Consider the following 23055-nt stretch of genomic DNA (forward strand, 5'->3'; position numbering starts at 1 on the left):
ATTGCTCGAAGGATAATGAAGTTGCGTGAATTGCGCCGTCACGGACAGCGTATCCAGAATCGAACGACGAGTCGGTGCAACGAACGCCGAGGCTCAGTATTCTCCCAGCACGCCGCGTTCTCGCGCCTTCGTCTGGATGACCCGGAAGATACCGTAGCCGAGACCGAGATAGACGACGCCCACCGCGACGAGTAGACCGAGGTCCGCGGTCGGCATCTCCAACAGCGTCTGCTGTTCGCTCATGGCCTGTCGGAGCAGATGGCTCCCCAGCGCGAACGGCGCGAACTTGAGCGCGGCGAACTGCTCGACGGGGGCCGCGATGAGTCCGATGAACGCGAACTGCATGAGTTGGAACGCGCTCTCGATTCGCTTGTAGAGCAGGGCGAGACCACCGAAGATGTAACCCAATCCGACCGCGGGCGCGAGCGTCAGGACGATAATCGGCGTGATGGTGAGCAGATTGAAACTCAGCGTAACGCCGGTCGTCAACAGCATCAAGACCAGTAGCGTCGTCGCAATCAGCAGACTCACGAAGACGTTCACGATGGTCTTGATGCCCACGATTCGGTCGAACCCGAGCGGCGACATGTAGAGCTGTTCGAGCGTGCCCCATTGGGCCTCCTTTGTGATGTTGCCCGCGATGGACGAGTAGGAACTCATGATGAGCATCCAGAGGAAGTAGCCGACGACGATGCCCTCTATCGAGTTGGTGATGGCCGCGCCAGCGAGTTGCTGGCCGCCGAAGAACATCACCGCGAACAGCAGGTACATGCTGACGATTTGGGAGAGCGTGTTGACGAGATACCGCTTCATCAGAATGAGCGACTTGTAGAACGAGGCGCGACTGAACAGATAGAGGTGGTGGAGACTCATGCGCGGCCCTCCACTATCCGGGCCGCGTCCTCGGTCTCGCTCTCCTCTTTGTCTTCGGTCTCGTCTTCGTCCTCGTTTCCGCCGGTCACTTCGAGGAACACGTCTTCGAGGTCGGGTTGGACGACCGACACTGACCGAGGCGTCAGGTCGAACTCCGCTAAGGTCCCCATCAGGTCGTGGATTCGCTCGCGGTCGTCCAGCGACACCTCACAGACCGTCCAGTCGCCGCGCTCGCGCCACTCGTTCACGTCGAAGTCGCGTTCGAGCGCCTGTCGGGCCGTCGTCGAAACCGCCTCCTCGACGATGACTTCGTAGGCCTGCGTCTGGAACAGTTCCACTAACTCGGTCACGTCTTCGTCGGTGACGACCTCGCCCTCGTCCATGATGATGATACGGTCACAGAGGTCCTGCATCACGTCCATGTCGTGGCTACTCAGGATGACCGTCCGGTTCTCCTGCGTGACGAGGCGTTCGAGTTCCTGTCGGAGGTCGTGAGAGGCCTCCACGTCGAGACCGAGCGTCGGTTCGTCCAGAAAGAGAACGGGCGTTTCGCGGACGAGCGCGCAGGCGAGGGCGGTCTTCTGCTTCATGCCCCGCGAGAGGTCTTTGACCACCTCGTCGGCTTTGTGGTCGATGTTCAGCAGTTCCATCAACTCCTCGTGTTCCTCGCGGTGGTCCCGCGGGTCGATGCCCTGCAGGGACGAGAAAAAGGAGAGGTTCTCCTGTACCGTCAGTCGCCAGTAGACGTTTCGCGCGCCTTCGAGGACGGCACTCACTTTCTCGTACATCTTGCCGCCGCCCTCGTGGACGTTCACGCCATCAACTTCCACCTCGCCTTCGTCCGGCAGGACGACGCCGAGGATGGACTTGATAGTTGAGGTTTTTCCGGCCCCGTTGGGTCCCAGAAGACCGACGACGGACCCTCTCTCGACCGAAAAGGAAACGTCGTCAACCGCGACGACACTGCCGTCGCCGTACGTCTTTCGCAGGTCCTCGACCGAGAGGACCGTCTGTTTCTGTCTCTGTTCCGGTGAATCCATGCTTGTCAAAAGTAATCAATGGTGTGTAAAATTTTCTATCTCGATTTTTACTTGTCTTCGGCAAGCCGCGGGTTCGATATCGCTGCGGTCGGTACTCGCCATTTCGGAATACGAAACCCACGCAGAGGCATGCTAACTGCCTGCACGCCGCCGAAACGTGTTCGAGAGGAGACCGAGACGACCGTCGAAAGAGCGCTCGGGCGAGCGCGACTACTGCAATCGCTTCGTGGTCTCTACGAGCGGGTGGCGAGCGTAGTCCACGACTTTCACGTCGCCCAGACTGCCTAAACCCTCCTTCTCGGCAGTCTTGGCCATCCCGAGTTCCACGTCCTCGTCCACGAGGATAACGTAGGCGTCCATCGTGTCGAGGTCGATTCTGTCGGCGGCCATCACCCGATGGTGGCCGTCGGCCAGCAGGAAGTCGCCGTCGTCGCTGTTGGGCGCGCAGTCGATGACGACGAGCGGTTCGGCCAGTCCGCGTTCGAGTTCGTAGCTCCGTCCCTCCAACTCGTCGGCGTAGACTTTCCCCTGCGTCGGGGTGAGTTCGTCCAGCGGAACGTCTCGCCGGGTCTGCTCGACCTCGGTGTCGTGGATGGATTCGAGCGTGCGCATGAGTTTCCCGACCTTCTCGGGCGTCGCGCGCTCGATTTGGGACCGAATCACATCCGTGTTCGAGATGATGCCCACGAGGTTGCCCGCATCGTCAACGACGGGCAACTTCTGGATGCCCGACCGAAGGATGACGCGCGCGGCGTCGTTCACGTCCATGTCGGGGTGGGCGACGATGAGGTCTTGGCTCATCACCTTGAAAATCGGCTCTTCGCTGTCGGCCAACAGGAGGTCGCGGGCGCTGACGAATCCCTCGACCCGTCGGCCGTCACAGACCGGATAGCCGTTGTGTTCGTCGCTCTCGGCGATTTGATGCGACACCTGCTCGACGGTGGCGTCGGGCGACACCGTCACGACATCGCGGGTCATGTAGTCTTTGACTTTCGCCTTGCCGCCGGTCGTCCCGCCGTCCGCTGCCGCCACGTCCATGCGTCCAACGACGCACCGGTCGGTGAAAAGGGTTCGCGGTTCGCCCCCGCTCGGAGCGGTGACCGGTCGGAGTTTGGAACGGTCTGGCGAGCGAGAGCCAACGGAGACGCCGTAGATTTACCACCACCATAACGTATTTCGTGAAAGTTCGTGAACTTTAGAGCATGCAGAAACCGTTGCTGGTGACCGACTTCCTCGACCGGGCGCGGAGACATTACGGCGACCAAGAGGCCATCGTCGCCACGACCGGGGAGCGCTACACTTACGACGAGTTCGGGGAGCGGGCCGACCGCCTCTCGGCCGCGCTGGCCGAGCGAGGTATCGAGAAGGGCGACCGGGTGGCCGTCCTCGACCCGAACACCCATTACCAACTCGAAGCAGCCTACGGAATTATGCAGTTGGGTGCGGTCCACACCCCGCTGAACTATCGGTTGACGCCCGACGACTACGAGTACATCCTGTCGGACGCGGGCGTTGACGCGATAATCGCCGACTACGCCTACGCCGAGAAAATCGAAGCTATCCGCGAGGAGGTCCCGACGAAGGTGTTTGTCTCCAACGACGCCGAGGCGACGGCGGGCGACTGGGAGGACTTCGATGCTGTCGTCGCCGACGCCAACCCCGACGACTACGAGCGCCCGGAGATGGCCGAAGACGAGATTATCACCATCAACTACACTTCGGGCACCACGGGCGACCCGAAGGGCGTGATGCGGACCCACCGCACCGAAACTCTCCACGCCTACATCCTCTCGGTCCACCACGAACTCTACGACGACGACGTGTATCTCTGGACCCTCCCGATGTTCCACGTCAACGGGTGGGGCCACATCTACGCGATTACCGGCGTCGGTGCCAAACACGTCTGCACACGGGGCGTGGACGCCGCCGACGTGGTCGAGACGATTCGGGCCGAAGACGTGTCGTTCCTCTGTGGCGCGCCGACGGTCCTCAACATGCTCGCGGACTACTACGAGGAGAACGACCGTCCGGAGATGAGCGGTGACAATGACGTTCGGGTGACGACTGCGGGGTCGGCTCCGCCGGAGGCGACCATCCGGACCGTCGAGGACGAGTTCGACTGGTATCTCAAGCATCTCTACGGCCTGACCGAGACCGGCCCGCTCGTGACCATCTCGGACGCGCGCCGCCTGATGGACGACGACGATAGTCGCTTCGCAATCAAGAAACGGCAGGGTATGGGCGTCCTCGGCACGGAAGTCGCGGTCGTGGACGACGACGGCGAGGAGGTGCCCCGCGACGACTCGACGCTCGGCGAAATCGTCGTTCGGGGCAATCAGGTGATGGACGGCTACTGGAACAAACCCCAAGCGACCGAGGCGGCGTTCAACGAGAAGTGCGAGGGGTGGTTCCACACCGGCGACCTCGCGGTCGTGGACGACCACGGGATGGTGTCGATTCAGGACCGTAAGAAGGACATCATCATCTCGGGCGGCGAGAACATCTCCAGCATCGAAATCGAGGACACCCTCTTCGACCACGACGAGGTCGCCGCGGTCGCCGTCGTCCCGGCCCCGAGCGACCAGTGGGGCGAGACCCCGAAGGCCTTCGTCGTTCCGGCGTCGGGCGACCCCGAAAACCCCGGCGTGACCGAACAGGAGATTCAGGAGTTCACGAACGAGCGCATGGCCTCCTACAAGACGGTCCACCGCGTGGAGTTCGTCGCCGAACTCCCCCAGACAGCCACGGGAAAGATTCAGAAGTACGAACTCCGCCAGCGCGAGTGGGACGACGAGGAGCGGATGGTCGGACAGGGGTAGTGGGACTCCCGCGAGGAAACCCGGAGTCGTTTTCACGGCCCGGCGTCGAACCGAACGCATGGACGAGGCGGAGGACCCAGTCGAGCGCCGCGAGGTTCGCGCGACGTACGACTACATCGCCGACCACTTCGCGCAGACCCGCGAGTACGCGTGGCCCGAGGTCGAATCGTTCGTACAGGACGCGCCGCAGGCCGCGACGGCGCTCGACCTCGGCTGTGGCAACGGCCGTCACGCCGAACTGCTCGCGGGCCACGCCGACCGCGTCGTGGCCGCGGACGCGAGTCGTGGGCTGCTCGACACCGCCCGCGAGCGCGCCGCCGAGCGGGGGTTCGACGCCGACCTCGTGCAGGCCGACGCCGCGCGACTCCCACTCCGGGACTCGACGGTCGAACTGGCGGTCTACGTCGCTACGCTTCACCACCTGCCGAGTCGGGCCGCCCGCGTCGGGAGTCTGGACGAACTGGCGCGCGTCCTCGCGCCCGAGGGCCGCGCGCTCGTCAGCGCGTGGAGTACCGCCCACGACCGATTCGACCGCGAGAAAGGCTTCGACACCGAAGTCGAGTGGACCCTGCCGGGCGGCGAGACGGTCGAGCGATTCTATCACATCTACTCGCCCGACGAGTTCGAGGACGACGTGGCCGCGAGCGGACTGGAACTGATTGATTTCGAGGTGTCGAGCGGGAACTGCTACGGCGTCGTTCGTCCGGTCTCGGAGTAATGTCGTCGCTCCCGCGTGCGCGCGAGAAGAAATAGACAGAAACTCGCAGTTAGCTCCTCGACCGAAACAGTAAGGCCCTTAATGCAGGGCGGCCAACGACCAAACACGACGCCGCACGCCGGTGGTGAGAAAACGCGATGCGTTTTCGAGCCTCGGCGCGCGAGCGAACGAAGCGCGCCGGTGTCTTGCCGAACGAAGTGAGGCAAGGCTCGGGGCACAACCAAACGAAGTGAGCGCAGTGCGCCGGTGGTCTAGTGGTATGACTATGGCCTTCCAAGCCATTGACCCGGGTTCAATTCCCGGTCGGCGCATTTCTGTCGAACGCAGTGAGACAAAATACGCAGGGATTGAACCCTGCCAGTCGCACGCCCACGAGCGAAGCGAGTCGGAACGTCTGGCTCCGGTTCAATTCCCGGTCGGCGCATCTCTGTCGAACTAACTGGTGAGTGGTTACTCTATCCTCGATTCGAATCCCGACCAGCGTTCGGTCGTCGCGTCCCGCCAGCCCCGAGACGTGTAGGGCCGCATAGTTTTTGCCGGACCGCCCCGTAGTTGAAACAGACCTTCCCAGCGACTCACGACGCCTGCGTTCGACTACCAGTTCGGAGAATGAATTCGACGCCCCCAAACGCACCGACTGCTGGCCCGGTCCGCGCGCTCTACGTCACCGCGGACGCATCGAGAGGCGAGCGACTCGAAGCCGTCTTCGAGGAAGAACGACCGGCGGTGGCGTTCTCCTCGGTCACCAGCGTCGAGCGCGCGCTCGGCGTCGTGGACGCCGAGTGCATCGACCACGTCGTTCTCGACGCCGACCTTCCGGACTGCGAGGATGCGGCGGTCGCGCTCGTCCGAGAAACCGACCCGCGCGTCACGACTCTTTCGTTGTCGATGCCCGAGCATGCTCCCGAGTCGGCCGACGAGCACTCGCACTTGTCGGAGACCGAACGCGCCCGAGTGCTGGCGACCCGAATTGAGAGTGCGGTCGTCTCCGAGACCTACGTCCGAGACGACGCCGAGGGTGGAGAGTCGGAGCTACGCGACCGGATTCGCCAGCAGGAGGCGTTGGCTACGTTCTCCCGGCACGCGCTGGAGGACTGGTCGGTCGGCGACTTGATGAACGAGGCGGTCGAACTCGTGGCTGACGCGCTCGACAACGAGTACGCCGGAGTGCTGGAGTACCGCCCGGACGAGGACGACCTGCTCGTTCGGGCCGTCTTCGGGTGGGACGACGACCTCGTGGGCGCGGCGTCTATCGGGACCGAGCGCGACTCGCAGGCGGGCTACACGTTGCTCTCCGAGGAACCAATTGTCGTCGAAGACATGGCGAACGAGGACCGATTCGCGGGTGACGTGCTGCTCGACTCCGCGGAGGCGGTCGGCGGCATCAGCGCGATAATCGGGTCGCCCGAGAACCCGTGGGGTATTCTGGGCAGTCACAGTACCGACAAACGGTCGTACGCCGACTATCACGTAGAGTTCGTCCAGAGTATCGCCCGGATTCTCGCCGCCGTCCTCCAGCGCCGCGAGCGCGAGCGCCGACTCGAACGCTCCGAGGCGATGCTCGACGCGGTTGACGACGGCGTGTACGCCCTTGACGCTGACTCCCGATTCGTCGCGGTCAACGACGCCTACGTCGAGTTGACCGGTCACGCCCGTGAGGAGTTGCTCGGCGAGCACATCGAGGCGGTTCTCGGGTCGGACCGCTACGAGGAGAGTCGGTGGATTTGCGAGGCGCTCGACGCCGAGGAGAACTCGATGGCGATGGAGACGACGATGCCGAGCGCCGACGGCGGGTCGGTCCCGGTCGAAGTCCGGGTGGCACCGCTCCCGCTCGGCGACGAAATCGGTCGCGTCGGAGTGGTTCGGAACGTTTCCGACCGCAAGCGCCGCGAGCAGAAACTCACTTCGCTCAACGAGTTGTTCCAGTCGCTGACCGAGTCCGACTCCCCGACCGAAATTTGTGATGTCGCGGTTGAGGCCGCCGTCGAGACGCTGGACTTTCCGAACGTCGCGGTCGCGCTGTACGACGACGAGACCAGCAGACTCGCTACGACCGTCCAACGCTGGGACGGTGAGATAGATGACGCGCTTCTCGGGCGCCACGGCGAGGACGTGGCGTGGCAGACGTTCGTGGCGAGCGAGACGCGGGCGTTCGAGGATCTCGACGCCGCCCTTGATGCCGACGTAGAGATGGGAAGTGCGCTCGCGGTCCCGCTGGGCAAGTACGGAGTCTTCGTCGCCGCGGCCGCCGAGACTGACGCCTTCGACTCGGCCGACCGCTCGCTGGCGGACATGCTGTGTTCGAACGTCCGGACCGCGTTGGACCGGGGCGAGCGCGAGGAGACGCTCCGCGAACAGCGCAACAATTTGCAGGCGAAAAACCGCGAACTCGAACGCGTCAACCGGCTCAACAGCGTGATTCGTGACATAACTAAAGCGCTGACGCAGGCCGCTTCGGAGGACGAGGCGATGCGAGCGGTCTGCGAGCGACTGACCGAGACCGGTCCCTACCGATTCGCGTGGTTCGGGACGCACGACCGGACGACCGACCGAGTCCGACCGGAGACCGGTGCCGGGGTCGAGGATGGCTATCTGGAGGAAATCGAAGTTACCGCAGACGAGGGTGAAGCGGTCGGCGACGGACCGGCCGGGCGCGCGGTCCGGAGCCGAACGGTGCAGGTCCAGAACGACCTGCTCGGTCACCCGCCGTTCGACCCGTGGCGCGAGCAGGCGCTCGAACGGGGCTATCGGTCGTGCGTATCGATTCCGGCGAGTTACGACGAGCGACTTCACGGGGTCCTGACTATCTACGCCGACGGGACCGACGTGTTCGACGAACTGGAGCGTGCGGTGCTGTCGGAACTCGGCGACACCATCGGCTACGCGCTCAACGCGCTCGAACAAAAGCAGGCGCTCGTGAGCGAACGGTCGATAGAACTTGACTTCCGCATCCGCGGGTCCGAGAACCCGATTCTCGGGTTCATCGCCGAAAGCGGAGCGCAGTTCGAGTTCGAGAACGCGGTCCAGCGCGACGACGGTCAGCTACACACGTTCTTCACCATCTCGGGAGCCGACCCCGAGGACGTTCTCGCGTTCGCCGAGGGCGTGATGTGGATAGACCGGATTCGTCTCGTCACAGAGCGCGACGACGAGGCTCTTTTCGAGTGTACGCTCACCGACCGGGCGTTCCTCCGGTCGCTGATGGAACGCGGCGCGATGCCCCGGACGATAACAGCGACCGAAGACGGAGGCCGGTTCGTGATTCGAATCCCCCAGCGTGCCGACGTGCGAACGTTCGTCAATCACTTCGAGGACTACTACGAGAATGCGAAGTTGGTCGCTCGGCGGGAGTGCGACGACCCCGTCGTGACGAGACAGGACTTCGAGTTGGAACTCAGAGAACGACTCACCGAGCGCCAGCGCGAGGTTCTGCGGATGGCATACTTCGGCGGCTACTTCGAGTGGCCCCGCGAGAGTTCCGCTCAGGAGATTGCGGACACGCTCGGCGTCTCTCAGCCGACCGTCAGCCGTCACGTTCGGGGCGCGGAGCGCGCGCTGTTCGGTCTCCTGTTCGAGGACGAGTAGCCAATTCCACCAAATTTAGATGTATAATCCCGAAGCGGATTGAACGGGTATATGTATATCGTTAATTCCTATCCCTATAGCCCGCTCTAGAGTAGGATATAGAATGAGTACGAGTACAAGCGGAAAATCGTTTGAGCAGCAGTCGGTCAGTCAGCGCGTCATTGCCGCCGTGGCCGAGGAGACGGGCAAGGAACCGACCGAGGTGGGACCGCTGTACCACGTCATCGACCCCGACGCGCTCGACCGACTGTTCTCGACTGTCGGTGGGGGAGATCGGGCGCAGGGTCACGTCGAGTTTGCTTTTGCCGGATGCGATGTCGTCGTCCGCGGAAGCGGGGACGTGGAGGTCACCGAACGCGACGTAGCGACCGAACTCTCCGACGACTCTGACGACCACCGTCGAGTTGGAAACTACGAAGAGGCGTAGCGAGTGCCCACGAGTGAGAAACGTTCGAACCAACGAACCAAGACCGATGTCAGATACCGGTGAACCCGGCCGTAGTGCGTCCAACGGCCGACCGACCGACAGCGACGCGGTGAGCGACCGGTGTACCTACTGCGACTGTTCGGTGCCGACCGAGGAGTGGCATCCGGTTGCGACCGTCCGGGACGACGACGGCACGGTCGAGATTTACGATTTCTGTAGCGAACCGTGCCGGACCGCGTGGAAGTCCGAGCGCGCGACCGAAGAGTGAGAGAGGCGAGGCACAGCAGTCGTGTTTCGGCCGACGTTTTCAGGCGTCCGTGACTTCGTAGACGACTACGTCGCCCTCGCGGAACGCTTCCTCGATGCCGGGATACTGCTCGAACCGGAGGTCCTCGTCGTCGTACTGGTCGTGGGCGCTCGGACCGACGTAGACATACCGCACGTCGTATTTGTCCAGCAGTTCGGCCCGGTCGTCCCACGTTCCAGTGTAGACGAGGTCAACGTCGCTGGCCCGTAAGTCGGACTTCTCGCTCCCGCGATAGACGCCCTCCTGATACACCCACCCGACGACGGTCGGCAGGCCAGTCAGCGAGGCGGCGGGACTCGACCACGAGTATACTTCTCGGCCCGGCGGCGAGACGATGTGTGGTTGGCCCGCTCGGTCGTCCAACCACTTGATGGCGGCCGCCTCGTCGGGGTGGTCATCTTCGACGTAAGCCTTCCCGGCCAAGGTCGGGTCGTCGATTCGGTTGGCTTCGCTGGTGAAATGACCGCCGAGCGCGAGCGCGCCGTAGAGCGCGGTCGAGACGACCAGTAGCGCCGCGACGCCCGTCATGACGCCCTTCCGGTCGATACCGAGCGCCGGGAGTCGCCAGTCGGCGGGACCGGCCGAACTGACGAGACTCGCCAGCGCGGCCCCCGCGGCGGTCGCCCAGAGGACCCAGACCTGCATGTACACCTTGAAGACGGTGTTGAACCGGCCGCCGATAGCGTTGTCCTGCACGTAGACGAACTCCACGAGCGTCACGAGACCAGTCCCGGCGACTATCAGCACCGTCTCGTAGCCGACGCCGCGTTCGGTGCGACCGCCGACGGTTCGGAGCAACAGCCACCCGACCGCCAGCAGGGGAACGACCAGCACCAGCACGGGGTAGCCGAGTTGCCACGCGAACGCCGCGACCGCCAGCGCGAGAAGGCCCGCCCGCGCGGGTCGGACTGCGAGCGCGGTCCGCGCTCGCGGCCACAAGAACGCCGCAAACACCAACAGGAACGCCCCGTGGACGAGCAGGAGTCCGACCGCGCTCGACTGCTCGGGGAGGACTGCGAGGCTCCGATTGGTGGCCGAGCGCAGGAGGATGCCGAAGACGAACGGCGCGACCCACGCCACCGCCGCGGCGGCGACGACGCCCGTCACGGCGAACGCGCCGCCGATTCGGCGGGCCTCGTCGAGAACGAGCCTTCCGGCCGACTGGGTGGCCGTTCCGGTCGCGCTCGCGCTCTCGCCGCCGTCGGTTCGCTCCGCGTCCCGACGAGCGTCGCGCTCGTCGGTCGAGACGCCGGGGAACAGGCTTGTCGGGGTCGCTGGCGCGAACAGGACCGCGAGCCAGACCACGCCGAGAGCGGTCGGAAAGCTCCAGACGTTCACGAGACCGAGCAGGCCGACGACAATCGGGAGGACGCCGAAGACGAGCATTTGGCGACGCCGGAGCGCGCTCGGTCCGGTCCGGTAGTAGGCGAACCCAAGCGCGGCAATCGACAGCAGGAACGGCGTGCTGAGCATGTGGCCGTGCAGGTCGCCGTTGAGGAACGCAAACAGCGGGAACTCGTTGATGGTGCCGGGAATGACCCTACTCGGTGCCCAGTAGCCGAACTCGGACAGTCCCTCCGTCAACAGCGTCCCGGAGGTCGAGTCCGCGATGGGCGAGGCCACCCAGTCGGCGACGCCCCGCGCCGTCTCGTCGGGGAGAAGCCAGACGAGTCCCGTAACCGCAGTGACGAGGTTAGCCGCGAAGCCGACGAAGAAGGCTCCGAACGCGCCGCCGACGCGGCGGGAGGCCCCGCGGGCGTCCGCGAGCGCGCCAGCGAGTCCGTACGCGCCGGTGACAAGCATCGCGTAGAATCCCGAGAGCGCGAGGTTGTAGGCGTACTGGGTCTCGGTGCCCGTGAGGTGAGTCAGAAGCGCGGACGCGAGGTGGCCGCCGTAGTAGTAGAGGACGTGTTCGCCCGCCCACCACATGTCTTGGGGAGGCAGGACCTCGGCGCGCAACAGCGACTTGAGGATGCCGAAATCGAGGAACTTCTCGCCGCCGCCGGGGTGGACCGACGGGTCAACCGCTCGCACCGCGACGAGAAGGGCGAACGCGACGCCGAAGACAATAGCAGTTTCCGCGTACGCGCGAAGCGGGACGGCGTCCCCGAGCGGTCTGTCTCCGCCGGGCCGGAGCGACCCGGCGCTCCACAGGACGAGTCCGGAGAGTCCGAGGAGAACGCCGACACCGAGGAACGCTATCCAGCGACCGAACCCGACGTGTCCGACCCAGAAGCCGACCACGGTCATCACGACCACGGCAATCGGGAGGGCGAAGGCCGCGCCTCTGTCGGGGAATCGGGGGAACAGTCGGGCCGCGAGCGGTAGGGCGGCGAACGCGAGCGCCTGATACACGACGAACCACAGCAGGACGAGCGCGTACTCCATCGAGTTATAGGCGAGCGACCGAGCGATAAACATTTTTGGGTTCGACCCCCTCGAACGGGCGTTCGTCGCGCGCGAGGCGGGTACTCCGGCGGAAATCGTCGCGTTCCAGACGGCGCCCTGCTGAGGGAGAGATTAATTCGCATACGGCGTCGGAATCAGAACCCTTATCCGTAAGACGGCGTTACCATATGGTAGCGGGATGGGATAGCCAGGAGATTCCGGCGGGCTCATAACCCGCAGACCGGTGGTTCAAATCCACCTCCCGCTATACTTTTGCGAAACTCACCTCCCAGTGAGGTGTTTCGGTGTGATTACTCTCCGACTCGACTGCGGAGGGAAGCGTCTCGTCGCCGCCCGGAAGTTGCACCGACAATCCGCGACGTTGTGAATCGGTTCGTCTCCGAAGTCGCCGAGTGCGGACGGTCGATTCCGAATACGACTCCAACTATTTTTGTCTATCTTCTCTTCGTGACCAACAGGCGCGCCGTCGCGTATGAGAACTGGATAGGGGCCGACCTCGCCCCGGCCGCGACTTTATTCAACGTCGCGGGGTAACCACCGATGATGACATCGGTACTATTCGTGGTCAGCGAAGAGGGATACTGGGGAGAAGAGTGTGTAGACCCGCTGGAGACGCTCTCGGACACCGACGCCGACGTGGACGTGGCGACGCCGAGCGGGAACACGCCCGTGGTGGACGACCGGTCCATCGACCCCGAAAACGTGGGCGAGGAGACCGCCGAGTGGGTCAAAGAGGTCCACCGGAACGACCAGCGGCTCCAGAACCCGCAGCCGATAGCGAAGGCCGACACCGACGAGTACGACGCCGTGGTGTTCCCCGGCGGTCACGGGACCAACTGGGACGTGAACCAGGACAAACACGCACGGAAACTCCTCCGCGAGAGCGTTGAGGGCGACGACCAGAAGGCGCTGGTCATCTGTCACGCGGTCGGCCTGCTGGCGTTCACCCGCGACAGCGACGGCGAGCTTCTGGTGGCGGGCCGCGACGTGACGGGATTCCCGAACGAGTGGGAGGAGGGAATCGTGGACGACAACGACCTGATGCCCGGCGGCCGTAAACTTCCCTACTGGGTCGAAGACGAGGTGAAGGCCGCAGGCGGTAACTGGGACGCGGAACTTGACGCCGACACCAGCGTCACGGTGGACGGCGACCTCATCACCGCCCGCGGGCCGGAGTCGTCCCACGAGGGCGTGATGGCGCTCATCGAGGCGCTCGGCGTCGCACCGCCCGCATAACGGAAAGCACACTTTTATCAGTCGAGTCTCCGCATCGAAGAGACGAGAGTACGATGGCGTTAGACACTCGCGGAGTCCTCGCAATCATCGCTTGGCTACTGATGACCGTCGCGCTCGTGACCGCCCGACGGGGTGACCGACTGCTCGGAACGTGGATCATGATGCTCGCGTTCGCCGTCGCCACGCTGTGGTCGGTGCTAAGCATGCTCTGGTCCCAGTCGAATCCCAGCGCATTGACGCCGAAGCTCTGGATAACGATGGTGTCGATGGCGGCGTCGGCAACGGTCTACTTCGGATACATGGGTCTCCACGGCGAGGGCATCGGCGAGTAGTTCGGTCGAGTAATCGGTCCTTGCTCTGCGAATCGCGGGGAGAAGCCCGTGCGTAATTGGCTCAATAACACTATTTATGAGCCTGTTTTACCATCGTCATCTCATAACCATTAGATTTAAATGCGTGATTGCATACCACATTGGTATGCCACACCGGCGCAACCGATCGGATGGTACGAACGATAGCCGACGTAAGTTTCTGAAAGCGAGTGGTGCTGGTGCCGTTGCCCTCTCTCTTGCAGGCTGTAGCAGTGGTGGCGACGACTCGAACGACGCCACGACTGACGACGGCGGAAACGAGACGACCGAAGCGACTCCCACCGAGAGCGACCAGTCCGCCGAAGACATCGAGCGCGGCGGGACGCTCGTCTACGGGATGTCCTCTAAGCCGGACACGGCGAACATGCTCACGAGCAGTGGGGTGTATGCCGCCGTCGCGCTGAACCGCGTGTACGAGTTCGGTACCGAACTCGACCCCGTCGATCAGTCGGTTCAACCGAATGTCTTCACCGACTGGAGCATCGAGGAGGGCGACAAGCCGAGCGTCTTCTTCGACATGCGGGAGGGGCTGAAGTGGAACGACGGCGAGGACTTCACCAAGGAGGACGTTCTGTTCACCTACCGGTACTGCATGGAGAACGAGCCGGGGAACTACGCCTCCGTCGTCGAGCCGATAGAGAGCATCGAAGAGGCCTCAGACAGCGACTGGGACTTCCGCATTGATCTCTCTCAGCCCATCGGCTACTGGGAAACCGACACCCTCGGCGGTCTCCCGTTCCTGCCCAAACACAAGTGGGAGGGCAAAGACTACCAGCAGTACAGCCCGATGGAAGAGAACGAAAACGGTCCCGTCGGTCTCGGTCCGGCCCACCTCACGAAGTTCGACCCGGACACCTCGATGCAGATCGTCTTCGACCACGACAACTACTTCGAGACCCTCAGTACCCTCGACTGGAAGCAGGAACACGACCAGCTCATCGCTGGCGGTCCGTTCCTCGACAAGGTCAACTTCAAGGTCTACGGTAGCAAGACCGCAATGACCAACGCCTTCCTGCAGGGCGAAATCGACACCCACTACGGCTCGATGTCTACGTCCAAGATCGAGAAGGTGAAAAATACGGACGGCATGAGCCTCATCAACGGGGTCTCCAGCGGGTTCAGCTACCTCGGTTTCAACGGCCGTCGCAAACCGCTCGACGACGTTGGGTTCAAACAGGCGATAGCGTTCATGTTCGACGAACACTACTGGGTCAACCGCCTGAAACAGGGCTACGTGGTCAAGGGCGACTTCGCCCAGACGCCCGGATACGCCAGACCTCGCCCCGACTTCCAGTTCGCGGGCGAAGACGAAGTCTCGACCCACCCGGCGACCGAAGCCTTCGACTTCCGGAACAAGGAGGCGGCAGTTCCCGACGTGGAGGCCGTCCGCAACTTCCTCACCGAGGGCAAGGTCATCGACGGCTCGGAAGGCACCTACGCGGGGAAAGACTACCCCGGCAGTCTCTCGGGCGTCAGTGCGAGCCAGTCGGAAGCCAAGTACGACTACTCGTTCGGTAGCGTCCAGTCTAGCGTCCTGAAAGACTACGACGGAGCCGACAAGGAGATTCGCGTGGGCGGCAAGACCATTCCCGAGGTCATGGACGGCGAACCGATTACCTTCTTCATCGACCCGCCGAAGAACACGCCGAAAGAGGCCAAGGCAATCCAGCGATTGGTGGACAACCTCAAGCAACTCGGCATCCCGGTGAAGACCCAAGCGCTCTCGTTCAACACGATGTCTTCGAGAGTCTACAACGAGGAAGACTTCGACGTGTACCCGATGGGCTGGGGCGGCACCGGACCGTTCGGCAGTTCGGCCTACTCGTTCTTCCACAGCGACAACGCCGACGACCTCTCGGACGGCAACGACGAGAGCTTCATGTACAACTCCACGGGCTACGGTCTCTCCGGCGGCAGTGCCGACGACTTCCTCTCGACGGCTCGGAAGGAGTTGGACCCCGAGAAGCGGAATAAGACGACGGCGAAAGCGTTGGAGCGTATCTACCTCGACATGCCGTACTTCCTGATGCACTACGAGAAGATGCGCTGGCCGGTCAACGACCAGAAGTTCGGCGGATTCATCTCGAACCTCGTGGACCCGCCGTACGCCTCGTTCGGCTCGGAGATCAACAACATCCACCTGAAAGAGTAGCACGGTCGCTACTCCCTCTCGAACTTCGTTTTCGTCCGACGAGAACACCATTCGAATACTAGCGAGTGGTTGATTCGAGGGGGTGCTTTGCCGTGGTAAATCATCACATTGATAACGAACCTCCACAATGAATCTCACGTATTTGCCAGAGTCGCAGTTAAAACAAGCGAGCAAATGGTAACCGAATACAAAATATGACACGAATTAGCGCACGATACCTCGGCAAGCGGTTGGTCGTCTCCTACCTGACCCTGCTTGTCATCATGTCGCTGCTGTTCGTCCTCATCCGGAGCATGCCGGGGTCGTTCATCTCCTCGATGATTACCCCGGAGCTAGACCAAGCGGACATCCAGCAACTACGCCGGACGTGGGGTCTCAACGAACCGATTTGGAGCCAGTACCTCGACTTCATGATTAACTACCAGACCGGTAACTTCGGTCGGTCGCCGACGTACAAGGCACCCGTCTGGGACGTTATCATCAGTCGTCTTCCGCGGACGTTAGTCCTCTTCGGCGCGGCGTTCATCGCCCAGTTCATCATCGGCCCGCTCGTCGGGATGTACCTCGGCTGGTGGCGCGGCACTCGGAAGGACAAGACCATCTTCACGTCGAGTCTTGCGGTGTACTCGATGCCAGCCTTCTGGCTGGCGTGGTTGTTCATCTGGCTGTTCAACTACGAACTCGGCTGGTTTCCGAGTACCTACATGTTCACGAAGTTCGCCGAGTTCGACTGGACCGTGATGAACATCATCTTCGACGTTCTCAAACACATCACGCTTCCGCTCATCAGCATCGCATTCGTCTCGTGGGTCGGTGCGATGCTGGTCATGCGTCCGGAGATGAACAACGTCACCAGCGAGGACTACGTGTTCCTCGCGCAGGCCAAGGGCCTGAGCGAACGGACCGTGATGATAAAACACGCGGCGCGAAACGCGCTGATTCCGGTGGCGACCCAAGCCATCGTCGGTCTCGCGTTCCTGCTCGACGGGAGCGTCATCATCGAGAACGTGTTCAGTTGGCCGGGTCTCGGACAGGTCATCGTCACCTCGGTGCTGAGTCGAGACTACCCGGTCTCGCAAGCGGCGTTCTTCATGCTCGCCATCCTCATCATCGTCATGCGACTCCTGACCGACATCGCGTACACGTATCTCGACCCGCGGATCAAGTTCGGAGGTGACTCGTAATGTCCACGGAGACCGAAAGCTCCTCGCAGTTCGACTCGCTGAAGGAGCGCTGGCGACCACGCATCGAGCGGTTCCGTCGCGGTTGGGACCGATTTACCGCCGAGAAGATGGGCGTGCTGGGCGTCGTCATCATGGTGGTGTTCATCCTCTGGGCGCTGTTCCCCGACTTCTTCGCGCCCCACTCGCTGGAGTGGCGGGCGTATCTCGGGACCGAACCCGGACGGATGACGGCCGAGCAGTCCGAATCGCTCCCGCATCCGCCCGCGTTCGGCGACCCGTTCTGGGCACCGCTCGGAACGAACTACGGCGGAGAGGGCATTCTGACGCTCATCATCCATGCGGCCGACGACGCGCTGTACATCGGCTTCGCGGCCGGTCTACTGTCGAGTCTCGTGGGCGTTCCGCTCGGACTCATCAGTGGCTTCTACGGAAACACATGGATCGACGAGATCATCCAGCGCATCGTTGACGTGATGTTCGGCCTGCCGTTCCTGCCGTTCCTCATCGTCCTCGTGGCGATTCGGGGTATCACGACGACGAACATCATCCTCGGCATCGCGGTCACGTCGTGGCTCAACAACTGCATCGTCATCCGTGGCGCGACGCTCTCGCTGAAGGAGCGGTCGTACGTCGAGTCCGCAAAGGTCGCGGGCGCGAGCGACACGCGAATCGTGTTCCGACACATCATGCCCAACGTCCTGCCGCTGGCGTTCGTCTTCCTCGCGCAGGACGCCGCGACAGCCATCATCGCGCAGGCGTCGCTGGCGTACCTCGGACTGGCGGACTTCACCGCCAACTCGTGGGGACTGATGCTCCAGAACATCAAGTCGGGTGGATACGTCTTCGAGGCGTGGTGGTGGCTCATCCCGCCGGGCGTCTGTATCATGCTCGTCGCGGCGGCGTTCTACTTCGTCGGCTTCTCGATGGAGGACGTGACCAACCCGCAGGAGGACAGCTGAAATGTCATTACTCGAAGTTAACGATCTCTCGGTGCGATACGACGCTGGCGAGTCGAAAGTCCACGCCGTTGACGAAGTGGACTTCAACGTCGAACACGGCGAGACGTTCGGTCTCGTCGGCGAGTCGGGCTGTGGCAAGACGACGCTCGGCAAGTCGCTCATCCAGTTGCTCGACTCGAACGGCTCCGTCGAGAGCGGCGAAATCTGGTTCGACGGCACGCTCCCGCGGTGGGAAGACGAGAGCGGGAACGCCCGCCGCGAGATAATCGAGGACGACCAGTACCCCGTCCGCGAGGACGGGATGACCGACCTCTCGGAACTGGACGACCAAGACATTCGGGACATCCGGTGGCGCAACATCGCGCTGATTCCCCAGAGCGCGATGAACGCGCTCAATCCCGTCTACAAGGTCGGCGACCAGATTATCGAGGCCATCCTCCGACACGAACCGAACACGTCCCGAGAGGAGGCCGACGAGCGCGCCCGCGACCTGCTCGAACGGGTCGGCATCGAACCCGAACGGGCCGACGACTACGCCCACGAGTATTCGGGCGGGATGAAACAGCGCGCGGTCATCGCCATGGCGATGGCGTGCAATCCGGATATGCTCATCGCCGACGAGCCGACGACGGCGCTCGACGTTATCATTCAGGACCGAATCCTTGAGGAACTCGAAGAGCTACAGGAGGAGTTCGATGTCTCCATCCTCGTCATCAGCCACGACATCAGCGTCATGGCCGAAATCTGTGACAAACTCGGCGTGATGTACGGCGGCAAGATGATGGAGAGCGGTCCCAAGCGCGAAGTTCTCGAAGACGCCGCCAACCCCTACACGCTCGGGTTGAAAAACTCCTTCCCGACGGTCAAACAGGAACAAGAGCAGTTGGTCTCGATTCCGGGGTCACCGCCGACGCTACTCGACCCCGGCAAAGGCTGTCGGTTCGCCGACCGGTGTCCGTTCGTGACCGACGAGTGTCACACCGAACACCCGCCGATGTACGACGTTGACGCCGCCGAGGACGGGACGCGAACCGAAGCCACCGACCGCCACGCACATCGGTCGGCGTGTTACCAAATTGACGACCTCGAACGAATGCGCGAAGACGCAGCCAAGGAGGAAATATGGACAGAAACGCAGACCCACTGATCGAAGTCGAAAATCTCTCGAAATGGTTCGGGATGTCTCAGGGGATCGTAGACCGCCTGATGGGCAACGAACCCACACCCGTGAAAGCAGTTGACGACGTATCGCTCACCATCAACGAGGGCGACATCATGGGTATCGCGGGCGAGTCCGGCTGTGGAAAGACCACGCTGGGCAAACTGCTCGTTCAGCTCTACGAACCGACAAAGGGGAGCATTCACTTCGACGGCAACGACATCACCGAGATGTCCAACGACGAAGAAGAGGAGTTCCGAAAGCGGGTCCAGATGATCTTTCAGGACCCCTTCGAGAGCCTCAACCCGCGGATGACCGTCTTCCAGTCGGTCGTGGAACCGCTCCGCATCAACGACATGCACGACGGCTACAGCGAGCGCCGCGAACGCGTCATCGAGGTGCTCAACGAGGTCGGTCTCTCGCCAGCCGAGGCGTACCTCAACGAGTTCCCCAAGGAACTCTCCGGCGGCGAACTCCAGCGCGTCGCCATCGCGCGGGCGCTGGTCGTCAACCCCGACTTCGTGGTCTGTGACGAACCCGTCTCGATGCTCGACGTGTCTATCCGGGCGGGCGTGTTGAACCTGATGAAGGAGTTGCAGGACGAGTACGGCCTGACCTACGTGTTCATCAGCCACGACCTCTCGCTCATCCGGTACATGTGCGACCGGACCGCCATCATGTATCTCGGCGACGTTATCGAGCAGGGACCGACCGACGAGGTGGTGATGAACCCCAAACACCCCTACACCGAGGCGCTGTTCGACGCGGTGCCGGAGGTTGCGCCAGACGCCGAGCGACGCCGCGCGAACGTGACGGGCGAGGTCCCCAACCCGCGAAACCCGCCCTCCGGCTGTCGGTTCCATCCGCGGTGTTCGAAGATCATCCCGCCTCAGGACTGGTCCGGTAGCCAACCTGCGTTCCGGCGAGCGTTCCAGTTCAAGCGGAAGGTATTGAGCGAACAACTCGGGCCGGAGGACGTAGAGACCAGTCCCGAGACCGCGAGCGGTCGCGCCGCCGAGGAGTTGATGGAACACGGCCTGTCGCTCGAACTTCCGGAGGAACACCGCCCCGCCTCCGAGACCGGGAGTCGGATAGATATCGAGACGTTGGACCTGCCTCAAGCGGCCGAGACGGCGATTCGGGAGGCCGCCGAGCGCGTCGTCCAGAGCGACTACGAGGGCGCGCGCGACGCTCTCGACGGCGAGTTCCAAACGATCTGTGAACACGACCACCCCGACCTCCGCGAGGCCGGACCGCAGATAACCGCGTGTCATCTCTACGAGAGTGCAGCGCAGACGCCGAAAGCGCCGGGCGCGGACGACTGACCGCGATGGCTGACCACAGGCGACCGAGCGCAGGCTGACCGCAGGCGACGAACTCCGGCAAGCGACATTCGCACGGACTCCGCGTTCGCGGACTCGCGGAGCGGGTTTCCGGTCGCTCCGGTCGATTCTTCACGGATTTCGAAAACGCTTATCTTTCCGCAGTGTGGTAGTTGTGGTAACTTATGGCAGACCGAACGTTACCGCGGCCCCGAAAACCGATTACGCTGGGGTCGTTTCTGCTCGTCGCGCTCGTCGCCGTGGCGTTGTTCGTTCCGACGTTCTCGGGGCATCTCGCCGTGATGAACACGGTCAGCATGGATGCGACTGCGACCGACGTGACGCTCTCGGAGGACCGCGAACAGCTCGTCGTCGAGATAGCGGTCCGCAATCCGACGCGGGCCGAGTTCACGGCATCTTACGGCCGACTCTACGGAAAAGCCGACGGGACGCAACTGACCGGCACCGGGAATCAGGTCGAAGAGACGACGATTCCCGCGGGCGAGACCCGGACCGTGGCCGCCCGGATTAGCGTCCCGGAAAAACACCGCGAGCGGGCCGCCGAAGCCGTCGAGGCGGGCAGCGTCGTCGTGACGGGACAACTTGAGGGGTCGATACGCGACCAGCGCACCGAAATCGAGATCACGGAGGAGACGGATGGCTGAACGGACGCTCTCGGGGACGCGGTTCGGATTCGGGGCGATTCGGGGACGACTCCGACTGCTCGTGCTCGGGTCGCTCATCGGCGTCGTCGCCGGAACTGGCGTGTTCATGTTTCTCAAAGACCATTTTCTGCCGTGGGGTGTCACCGAGATGTGGGCGCTCGCTCTCGTCGGCGTCGCGGGCGCGTACGCCCACTTCCTCGCGGACGACCTCACGGAGAGTATCAGTCTCTCGCTCGTCGCGGTGCTGGTCGGGCTTGCCGTTCAGGTCCTCGCGTGGATCGCGCCGCTCTGGGTCCACAGCTACGCGCCGTTCACCCGCGACCTCCTCCTGCCGAAGATGATCGGCGAGGCGCTCGCTAGCGGCCTGCCACCCTACGTGATCACGTTCTACGGAACGTACTTCGGCGCGCTGATTGTCGGCGGGTACTTCGAGACCTGACGCGCGCGACGATGCCCCGCTCGATTCGTATCCCGAAATTTATACGCCGTCCCGCGCTACGTCATCCCGTGCCGAAGAACACGCCACAGCGCGAGAAGACGGTCCGCGAGGAGGGCACGTACGCCAGCCACGGCGACGACCCGACGCTCGCCGGATACCTCTCGTCGCTGTTTCTGGTGGTCTCTGTGCCGGGATTCATCGCCGCGGCCTACGGCGGCCACTGGATCGGACTCTACGCTTACTCGGCCATCGTGCCGGTGTTCGCCGGACTCCTCATGGCGTCGCTCGCCGTGGCGTTCGCCCTGATGCACTGGTTGACCGGACAGTGAGGTCGGTCAGAAGACGTTCGTCCGGAGCGTCATGTAGAACACAACGACCATCGCGGCGACGAGGAGCGAGAACTCGGTTCGCGTCGGGGAGTTCGAACTGCCGAGGAAGAAGAAAGCCAGACTGGTGAGACCCAGTCCCGCCGCCAACGCGAACAGCAGCATCGTCCGGTTTCGCTCGTCGGTCAACCAGACGTACACCGATTCCTTCGGGTCGTCCATGCGCCGAGTCAGTACCAGATCTCCTTGTAATCGCACTCGACCGGTTCGGCCGTGACGTTCTGGACGAGCGCCATCGAGGTCAGCGCGACCTGCGTGTCGGCGGTGAACTCCGAGTCCTCGTCGCGCCACTCGCAGACGCCGACGCCGACTTCCACTTTCCAGTCGCCGACGGTTATCAGCCACTCGTCGGGGAGGTCCGCCACGTCGTCGTCAAGCTTGACTCGGAAGAGGTACTTGTAGGTCCTCTCGCAGCGGTCGCTGATGTCCTCGCCCGCCATGTACTCGGGGAACGTCGGCGTGCCGAACAGCTGGACCAGTCGGTACAGCGCGGTTCCCACGTCGCCGTCAACGGGTTCGCCGGGTTCCTCGCTCATCGGCGCGCGAACGTCGAGGTCTCCACGGTCGTTGATTAGGTCTTCAGCCAGCGTCTCGCCGTTCTCACGGCGGCGGCGAATTTCGTCCTGCGAAATCGGTTCGAGGACGAGGTTCTGCAACTGTTCGAGATCGGGTGCGTCGGGGTGTGTGCGAACGTCGGTTGGCATGGTTAGTAAGCGAAGTAGTTGAAGCCGCGCCACCCGAGATAGCCGACGGCCAGCGTACCGACGCCGACGCCGGTTACTGCGAGTGCCTCGAAGCTAGTGACCGCTCCCTGCTCGATGGGGTCGAGGTTGAAATAGAGGGTGATACCCGTCGTGATGAGGATGTATCCGATTACGACCCCGAGAAGCATGACTGCCAACGATGCAAAACCCGCCGGACCGCGTAGGGGTTTCGGGACTTGTTCGCGTATCGCCATGGTTTGTGGTATTATTCGCCAAGGTTAAAACTTCCGCACTTTCAGT

Annotated in this window: 22 protein-coding genes and 2 tRNA genes; 17 read left to right on the forward strand and 7 right to left on the reverse strand. The window is 63.0% G+C overall.

Going from position 1 to position 23055, the window contains the following annotated elements:
- Nucleotides 1-93: 93 nt before the first annotated feature.
- From EP007_RS12850 to EP007_RS12860, 3 genes are all read right to left on the reverse strand, one after another.
- The gene (locus EP007_RS12850) at nt 94-873 is read right to left on the reverse strand and encodes an ABC transporter permease (RefSeq protein ID WP_128478034.1); all 780 of its coding nucleotides are present in this window, start codon (nt 871-873) and stop codon (nt 94-96) included.
- Entirely contained in the window at nt 870-1913 is a 1044-nt protein-coding gene (locus tag EP007_RS12855) for an ABC transporter ATP-binding protein (protein ID WP_128478035.1), read from the reverse strand. The genes EP007_RS12850 and EP007_RS12855 overlap by 4 nt, the downstream gene beginning before the upstream one ends.
- A gap of 210 nt (nt 1914-2123) precedes the next feature.
- Nucleotides 2124-2951 carry a CBS domain-containing ParB/RepB/Spo0J family partition protein gene (locus EP007_RS12860; protein ID WP_128478036.1) on the reverse strand — a complete coding sequence of 276 codons (828 nt, stop codon included), beginning with the start codon at nt 2949-2951 and terminating at the stop codon, nt 2124-2126.
- A gap of 164 nt (nt 2952-3115) precedes the next feature.
- On the opposite strand from EP007_RS12860, the gene EP007_RS12865 reads away from it, so the two are divergent.
- The 6 genes from EP007_RS12865 to EP007_RS12890 all read left to right on the forward strand — a co-directional run bounded on the left by EP007_RS12865 (nt 3116) and on the right by EP007_RS12890 (nt 9730).
- On the forward strand, nt 3116-4732 hold the full coding sequence (locus EP007_RS12865; RefSeq protein WP_128478037.1) for a long-chain-fatty-acid--CoA ligase: 1617 nt from the start codon (nt 3116-3118) through the stop codon (nt 4730-4732).
- 58 nt (nt 4733-4790) lie between these two features.
- Entirely contained in the window at nt 4791-5450 is a 660-nt protein-coding gene (locus EP007_RS12870) for a class I SAM-dependent methyltransferase (RefSeq protein ID WP_128478038.1), read from the forward strand.
- A 240-nt stretch (nt 5451-5690) separates the two neighbouring features.
- Nucleotides 5691-5761 (forward strand) — tRNA-Gly (locus EP007_RS12875).
- 298 nt (nt 5762-6059) lie between these two features.
- Nucleotides 6060-9035: a bacterio-opsin activator domain-containing protein gene (locus EP007_RS12880; RefSeq protein WP_128478039.1), complete on the forward strand. Its 2976-nt coding sequence runs from the start codon at nt 6060-6062 to the stop codon at nt 9033-9035.
- Nucleotides 9036-9138: 103 nt separating this feature from the next.
- Nucleotides 9139-9462, forward strand: coding sequence for a HalOD1 output domain-containing protein (locus EP007_RS12885; RefSeq protein ID WP_128478040.1), 324 nt, complete (start codon nt 9139-9141; stop codon nt 9460-9462).
- 46 nt (nt 9463-9508) lie between these two features.
- A complete protein-coding gene (locus EP007_RS12890) occupies nt 9509-9730 on the forward strand; it encodes a DUF7576 family protein (protein ID WP_128478041.1) in 222 nt (73 codons plus the stop codon).
- A gap of 39 nt (nt 9731-9769) precedes the next feature.
- On the opposite strand, the gene EP007_RS12895 is transcribed toward EP007_RS12890, so the two are convergent.
- Nucleotides 9770-12157, reverse strand: a complete 2388-nt coding sequence (locus EP007_RS12895; protein ID WP_128478042.1) for a DUF2298 domain-containing protein — start codon at nt 12155-12157, stop codon at nt 9770-9772.
- 193 nt (nt 12158-12350) lie between these two features.
- On the opposite strand from EP007_RS12895, the gene EP007_RS12900 reads away from it, so the two are divergent.
- From EP007_RS12900 to EP007_RS12950, 11 genes are all read left to right on the forward strand, one after another.
- Nucleotides 12351-12425 (forward strand) — tRNA-Met (locus EP007_RS12900).
- Nucleotides 12426-12721: 296 nt separating this feature from the next.
- Nucleotides 12722-13414, forward strand: coding sequence for a type 1 glutamine amidotransferase domain-containing protein (locus EP007_RS12905; RefSeq protein ID WP_128478043.1), 693 nt, complete (start codon nt 12722-12724; stop codon nt 13412-13414).
- A 53-nt stretch (nt 13415-13467) separates the two neighbouring features.
- Entirely contained in the window at nt 13468-13746 is a 279-nt protein-coding gene (locus EP007_RS12910) for a hypothetical protein (protein ID WP_128478044.1), read from the forward strand.
- A gap of 145 nt (nt 13747-13891) precedes the next feature.
- On the forward strand, nt 13892-15937 hold the full coding sequence (locus tag EP007_RS12915; RefSeq protein WP_166035576.1) for an ABC transporter substrate-binding protein: 2046 nt from the start codon (nt 13892-13894) through the stop codon (nt 15935-15937).
- Between the two features lie 194 nt (nt 15938-16131).
- On the forward strand, nt 16132-17121 hold the full coding sequence (locus tag EP007_RS12920) for an ABC transporter permease (RefSeq protein ID WP_243700386.1): 990 nt from the start codon (nt 16132-16134) through the stop codon (nt 17119-17121).
- A complete protein-coding gene (locus EP007_RS12925) occupies nt 17121-18080 on the forward strand; it encodes an ABC transporter permease (protein WP_128478046.1) in 960 nt (319 codons plus the stop codon). The genes EP007_RS12920 and EP007_RS12925 overlap by 1 nt, the downstream gene beginning before the upstream one ends.
- Nucleotide 18081: 1 nt before the next feature.
- Nucleotides 18082-19227 (forward strand): ABC transporter ATP-binding protein, encoded by a 1146-nt coding sequence (locus EP007_RS12930; protein ID WP_128478047.1) that lies wholly within the window; start codon nt 18082-18084, stop codon nt 19225-19227.
- Nucleotides 19203-20564 carry an oligopeptide/dipeptide ABC transporter ATP-binding protein gene (locus EP007_RS12935; RefSeq protein ID WP_128478048.1) on the forward strand — a complete coding sequence of 454 codons (1362 nt, stop codon included), beginning with the start codon at nt 19203-19205 and terminating at the stop codon, nt 20562-20564. Before EP007_RS12930 ends, EP007_RS12935 begins: the two co-directional genes overlap by 25 nt.
- Before the next feature lie 182 nt (nt 20565-20746).
- Entirely contained in the window at nt 20747-21226 is a 480-nt protein-coding gene (locus EP007_RS12940) for a hypothetical protein (protein ID WP_128478049.1), read from the forward strand.
- Complete coding sequence (locus EP007_RS12945) at nt 21219-21665, forward strand: hypothetical protein (protein ID WP_128478050.1); 447 nt, start codon at nt 21219-21221, stop codon at nt 21663-21665. Before EP007_RS12940 ends, EP007_RS12945 begins: the two co-directional genes overlap by 8 nt.
- A 68-nt stretch (nt 21666-21733) precedes the next feature.
- Nucleotides 21734-21994 (forward strand): hypothetical protein, encoded by a 261-nt coding sequence (locus EP007_RS12950; RefSeq protein ID WP_128478051.1) that lies wholly within the window; start codon nt 21734-21736, stop codon nt 21992-21994.
- Between the two features lie 6 nt (nt 21995-22000).
- Here EP007_RS12950 and EP007_RS12955 read toward each other — a convergent pair whose 3' ends face one another.
- From EP007_RS12955 to EP007_RS12965, 3 genes are read right to left on the reverse strand one after another with little or no spacing between them, the layout of a single operon-like run.
- Nucleotides 22001-22213, reverse strand: coding sequence for a hypothetical protein (locus EP007_RS12955; protein ID WP_128478052.1), 213 nt, complete (start codon nt 22211-22213; stop codon nt 22001-22003).
- Between the two features lie 8 nt (nt 22214-22221).
- Nucleotides 22222-22755 carry a hypothetical protein gene (locus EP007_RS12960; RefSeq protein ID WP_128478053.1) on the reverse strand — a complete coding sequence of 178 codons (534 nt, stop codon included), beginning with the start codon at nt 22753-22755 and terminating at the stop codon, nt 22222-22224.
- Nucleotides 22756-22757: 2 nt separating this feature from the next.
- Complete coding sequence (locus tag EP007_RS12965; RefSeq protein WP_128478054.1) at nt 22758-23009, reverse strand: hypothetical protein; 252 nt, start codon at nt 23007-23009, stop codon at nt 22758-22760.
- Nucleotides 23010-23055: the final 46 nt, after the last annotated feature.

The organism is Halorussus pelagicus, from assembly GCF_004087835.1.
Classification (GTDB): domain Archaea; phylum Halobacteriota; class Halobacteria; order Halobacteriales; family Haladaptataceae; genus Halorussus; species Halorussus pelagicus.

Excerpts from the sequence above, each read along its gene's own strand:
- EP007_RS12850 (WP_128478034.1), bottom strand. The coding sequence starts at position 873 with ATGAGTCTCCACCACCTCTATCTGTTCAGTCGCGCCTCGTTCTACAAG.
- EP007_RS12855 (WP_128478035.1), bottom strand. The coding sequence starts at position 1,913 with ATGGATTCACCGGAACAGAGACAGAAACAGACGGTCCTCTCGGTCGAG.
- EP007_RS12860 (WP_128478036.1), bottom strand. The coding sequence starts at position 2,951 with ATGGACGTGGCGGCAGCGGACGGCGGGACGACCGGCGGCAAGGCGAAA.
- EP007_RS12865 (WP_128478037.1), top strand. The coding sequence starts at position 3,116 with ATGCAGAAACCGTTGCTGGTGACCGACTTCCTCGACCGGGCGCGGAGA.
- EP007_RS12870 (WP_128478038.1), top strand. The coding sequence starts at position 4,791 with ATGGACGAGGCGGAGGACCCAGTCGAGCGCCGCGAGGTTCGCGCGACG.
- EP007_RS12880 (WP_128478039.1), top strand. The coding sequence starts at position 6,060 with ATGAATTCGACGCCCCCAAACGCACCGACTGCTGGCCCGGTCCGCGCG.
- EP007_RS12885 (WP_128478040.1), top strand. The coding sequence starts at position 9,139 with ATGAGTACGAGTACAAGCGGAAAATCGTTTGAGCAGCAGTCGGTCAGT.
- EP007_RS12890 (WP_128478041.1), top strand. The coding sequence starts at position 9,509 with ATGTCAGATACCGGTGAACCCGGCCGTAGTGCGTCCAACGGCCGACCG.
- EP007_RS12895 (WP_128478042.1), bottom strand. The coding sequence starts at position 12,157 with ATGGAGTACGCGCTCGTCCTGCTGTGGTTCGTCGTGTATCAGGCGCTC.
- EP007_RS12905 (WP_128478043.1), top strand. The coding sequence starts at position 12,722 with ATGACATCGGTACTATTCGTGGTCAGCGAAGAGGGATACTGGGGAGAA.
- EP007_RS12910 (WP_128478044.1), top strand. The coding sequence starts at position 13,468 with ATGGCGTTAGACACTCGCGGAGTCCTCGCAATCATCGCTTGGCTACTG.
- EP007_RS12915 (WP_166035576.1), top strand. The coding sequence starts at position 13,892 with ATGCCACACCGGCGCAACCGATCGGATGGTACGAACGATAGCCGACGT.
- EP007_RS12920 (WP_243700386.1), top strand. The coding sequence starts at position 16,132 with ATGACACGAATTAGCGCACGATACCTCGGCAAGCGGTTGGTCGTCTCC.
- EP007_RS12925 (WP_128478046.1), top strand. The coding sequence starts at position 17,121 with ATGTCCACGGAGACCGAAAGCTCCTCGCAGTTCGACTCGCTGAAGGAG.
- EP007_RS12930 (WP_128478047.1), top strand. The coding sequence starts at position 18,082 with ATGTCATTACTCGAAGTTAACGATCTCTCGGTGCGATACGACGCTGGC.
- EP007_RS12935 (WP_128478048.1), top strand. The coding sequence starts at position 19,203 with ATGGACAGAAACGCAGACCCACTGATCGAAGTCGAAAATCTCTCGAAA.
- EP007_RS12940 (WP_128478049.1), top strand. The coding sequence starts at position 20,747 with ATGGCAGACCGAACGTTACCGCGGCCCCGAAAACCGATTACGCTGGGG.
- EP007_RS12945 (WP_128478050.1), top strand. The coding sequence starts at position 21,219 with ATGGCTGAACGGACGCTCTCGGGGACGCGGTTCGGATTCGGGGCGATT.
- EP007_RS12955 (WP_128478052.1), bottom strand. The coding sequence starts at position 22,213 with ATGGACGACCCGAAGGAATCGGTGTACGTCTGGTTGACCGACGAGCGA.
- EP007_RS12960 (WP_128478053.1), bottom strand. The coding sequence starts at position 22,755 with ATGCCAACCGACGTTCGCACACACCCCGACGCACCCGATCTCGAACAG.
- EP007_RS12965 (WP_128478054.1), bottom strand. The coding sequence starts at position 23,009 with ATGGCGATACGCGAACAAGTCCCGAAACCCCTACGCGGTCCGGCGGGT.